We start from the raw sequence: 4,060 nt of genomic DNA, 5'->3' as shown, positions 1-4,060 counted from the left end.
GAAATTATTCTTGCAACAAGTAACAGCGGAAAAATAAACGAATTAAACGAATTACTCTCCCCCATCCATTGCATTTCCCAAAGTGCATTAGATATTCCCAGCGCCGATGAAACAGGATTAAGTTTTATAGAAAATGCCATACTTAAAGCACGACATGCCAGTTCCATTGCCAATAAACCAGCTCTGGCAGATGACTCTGGACTAGTGGTACCTGCCTTAAATGGTGAACCTGGTATTTTTTCCGCGCGTTATGCAGGAATTGAAGCAAGCGATCAAGAAAACATTGAACTCTTATTAGCAAAGATGCCCCATTTACATGGAGAACAACGACAGGCCTATTTTTATTGTGCTATCGCATTAGTGCAGCATGCAACCGATCCGACACCAGTCATTAGCACAGGAATGTTTCACGGCACTATCCACACTCATGCATCAGGTTCAGGCGGTTTTGGTTACGATCCTGTTTTTTATATTCAGGAATATCGATGCACAGCAGCAGATTTACCTGCTACTATTAAAAATACCATCAGCCATCGCGCAAAAGCCTTAAACCAATTACGCGAATTAATTTCCAGTTTAAAATGACTACTGAAATAGACCATTTATTTGCCCAGGCTTATAAACTTCACTATGAAGGCCAACTGCCACAGGCAATCAGTCTCTATGAACAGATACTATCGCATGCCCCCAGACACCTGGATACCTTGCATTTTTTAGGCTTAACTTATGCACAATTGGGAGATCTAGATAATGCTCTTCTTTATCTATTACAAGCCGTAGCAATAAATCCAGAAGATCCTGCTCTGCTAAATAATCTGGCCAATGCTTATAAAAAGTCCAATCAGCTGGACAAAGCCATTCAATACTATCTCCAGGCAATCCAATTAAAACCAGACTACGCCCAGGCTCATAATAATCTGGCAACGGTGTATGCACTACAAAATAACTACCAGAGCGCATTGATTCACTATGGAAAAGCAGTCAATGCAGAACCCGATTTTAGCGCAGCCCATTTTAATCTGGGTCTGTTGCTGCTACAAAACAATCAGTTGAATGCAGCAAAAACCCAGTTTAACAATGTGATTTCCCTAAATCCGGATCATACAGAGGCACATTTTTATCTGGGTGTTTTATATCTGGAAGACAACATGCTTGCTGAGGCGGAACATGCCTTTCACAACGTTCTGGAACGAGACGGAGAACAAGTACAAACCCTGGTCAATCTTGGCGTCATTGCTCTTAAAAAGGAGCAAAACCAACTAGCAATAGATTACTTTACTAAAGCATTGGCACTGAACAATGAAGACATAGACGCCCGTAACAATTTAGCCGCTACATTCATGCATCATGACCGATTTGAAAATGCATTGATGCATTATGATGTCCTGCTTAAAAAAGAACCGGAGAATATTGAATATCTGTATAATTCTGGAGTAGCGCAAATGGCCTTAGGTCACTTGAATGAAGCGACCCTATTTTTTGAGCAAATACTGAATTTACAACCGGACCACTGTCCTACTTTGAACAATATGGCGGCCTTATACTTAAAAATGGATATGAGGGAAACATCGCGTGAATACCTGCAACGAGCATTAGCAATAAATCCTCAGGATAAAATCAGCCAGCATATGCTTAACGCATTATCCGGCACTACAGATGCCACCACCACACCAGACTATGCAAAAAATTTATTTAATAATTATGCCCTGTATTATGAACAGCACATGAGAGGACAATTAAATTATTCCATTCCGCAACAGATTGGACGTACTCTGCATCAACTGGAACTTATCCAGGTAAATAGAACTCTTGATATAGGTTGCGGCACGGGTCTGTCAGGGATAGTACTTCGTGAAATCAGCAAACAGTTAACAGGCATCGATATAGCAGAGAAAATGCTGGCTCATGCTAAAGAAAAAGGCATCTACGATACTCTGATGCATTCTGAAGCCATTGATTTTTTACACAAGAATAAACACCCCTTTGATTTAATTGTTGCTGCAGATGTATTGCCTTATTTTGGCGATCTTGGCGATCTGTTCCAAGCCATCAGCGACCAGACACATCAGGGCAGTTATTTTATTTTTACCACGGAAATCAGCGATAAAGAACCATGGATGTTACAAAGCAGCGCTCGTTTCTCCCATAGTCCAAATTACATTAAAACTCTCGCCAATCAATTTCAATTCGACATAATAAAACAAGAGCAAGTACCAGCCCGTTTACAAAATGAACAGCCGTTGGATGTCATGCTTTATGTTCTTAAGCGAACGAGCCAGGTTGATTCAGCGTAATTCACAATCGGCGCTCCTGATAATACGTCAAAATTATCCTCTGCAAAAATCAAGCCCTGTCTTATATGAGATCTAATAGTTCCTTAAGCTTCTTGTGCTACCCTTAAGGGAGAAAAGCCAAATCTTCCATCAAAGTGATAAAAAAGAGATGCCCAAACCTTATTTATTAAAAAATATTAAGGGATTTACTGCCCATTCAGGAAACACCAATACAGGGCATGTAGTTCATCAGGTAGAATATAGGGATGACGATGAAGCAAGCATTTCTATTTTTTTTAAAGAAAATAAAAAAAACAATCCTGATTCATCGGTTAAGGAAGTGGCATTCAGTGAACTAGCACGTCTTTTTATGCTGCCTCATTCCACACCAAAGTATCATTTAGTACGCAATGAACAAAACCAGATTGCAGGGGTAGCCAGTCATAATATTAATTTGTCGATTACTCAACAAATAGATATTCACACCGCTCCGTTTAAAAAAATTCACTATGTAACGGCAACAAATACATACGAATTTAATGACGTTACCGTAACGAATTCAGATGATATTCCCTATCAGTTTCTTAATAAACTCCCTCACGGTTTTTTTGCTCATTTAATGGCGGAAAAAAACAAAGGGGCTTTAACAATTGATATGGAATCACTAGCCAGCACCTTTGCCGGCAAATACACCTTGGAAGAAGATGATTTACATAAAGGAAATTTAGGGATATACACCGTAATCAAAGACAATAAGCCTCATATTGTTTTTTTTAACATTGATCATGATTTGATGTTAAGCGACAGCATCATGTCTTTTCTGGATATGAGGGTGTCTAATTGGGCCTATGGCGAAAAAGCATTTAATATTACTGCGACTGATTTAATCAATTTTCCAGACCTACAGAATTCGGCGAATCATTATTGGCCAACTCATAAACGGTTCATGGTGCACTATAATGACGAAAAAGCATTCATTTCAGAAGAAGAGCGAGCAGCTTTTGCTGGCTTGAAAAATGACAGTGAATTTAATCGCTACAAATGGAAACGATTCCTGAAATGCATGATGATACCGAATCAGCTCCTTGAGGCTTCTCTGGCATTACATCTGGATAGAAATAAGGCCAAAGATGTCGCAGAAATAAACCTAATTACTCAGGCTTTAAACGAACGCACAATGAAGTTGAGAACCGTATTATTGTCCATCCCTGAGTTTCGCACTTATTTGGTCAGTGGCTACGGGCAAGAGGATATCGCGGGAATTAAACAGGAATTTTCTGAGTACATCGCTGAATCATTAGAAGATCAGCATGAATTAACAGACAATTTGCACAATGAAATCAATAGAAAATCAGCCATATATGTATCATTATGCACCCAGGAAAACCTATTTCGCATACAAGATGGCGATACTCCCCTGCACATCAGTATAAAGCTTGGCGAATATCGTTTTGATGAAAGCCAGAAAGCATTTAGCAACAATCTGCAAACGGAAAACCTGCACACTAAAAAATTACCTATTGATATTGCCGCAGAAATGGCCCTATCTTATGAAATTGGAAGTGAAAAAACCAATCCAGGAAAAGATCCTTTTTCGATTATCGGACACCTTCTCTCCCAAGGAGCAAAAATGACTCCATTGGTGGTAAATGTATTGGAATCAAAGGGTATTAATATAAAAACATACCAATTCCAATCTCAATATTATGAACGAGATGTCACTAATTATCCCGAACTGAAAGCTCTGATTGCCGAAATTGGCCGCGATCCCAATTTAAGTCTGAAAA

At 39.2% G+C, this 4,060-nt stretch carries 3 protein-coding genes; all 3 read left to right on the top strand.

Annotated features, from left to right (window positions below):
• Nucleotides 1-585: RdgB/HAM1 family non-canonical purine NTP pyrophosphatase (gene rdgB / locus Q0495_RS05810; protein WP_298624042.1), on the top strand; the 585-nt coding region annotated here is incomplete at its 5' end.
• Complete coding sequence (locus Q0495_RS05805) at nt 582-2,294, top strand: tetratricopeptide repeat protein (protein ID WP_298624040.1); 1,713 nt, start codon at nt 582-584, stop codon at nt 2,292-2,294. The genes rdgB and Q0495_RS05805, both read left to right, overlap by 4 nt.
• Nucleotides 2,295-2,442: 148 nt before the next feature.
• Nucleotides 2,443-4,060: hypothetical protein (locus Q0495_RS05800; protein WP_298624038.1), on the top strand; the 1,618-nt coding region annotated here is incomplete at its 3' end.

Origin of the sequence: uncultured Legionella sp., from assembly GCF_937871865.1 — a bacterium.
Taxonomy (GTDB): domain Bacteria; phylum Pseudomonadota; class Gammaproteobacteria; order Legionellales; family Legionellaceae; genus Legionella.
The sequence above is the reverse complement of the archived record's forward strand: the minus strand, read 5'-3'. Positions and strand labels throughout refer to the sequence as shown.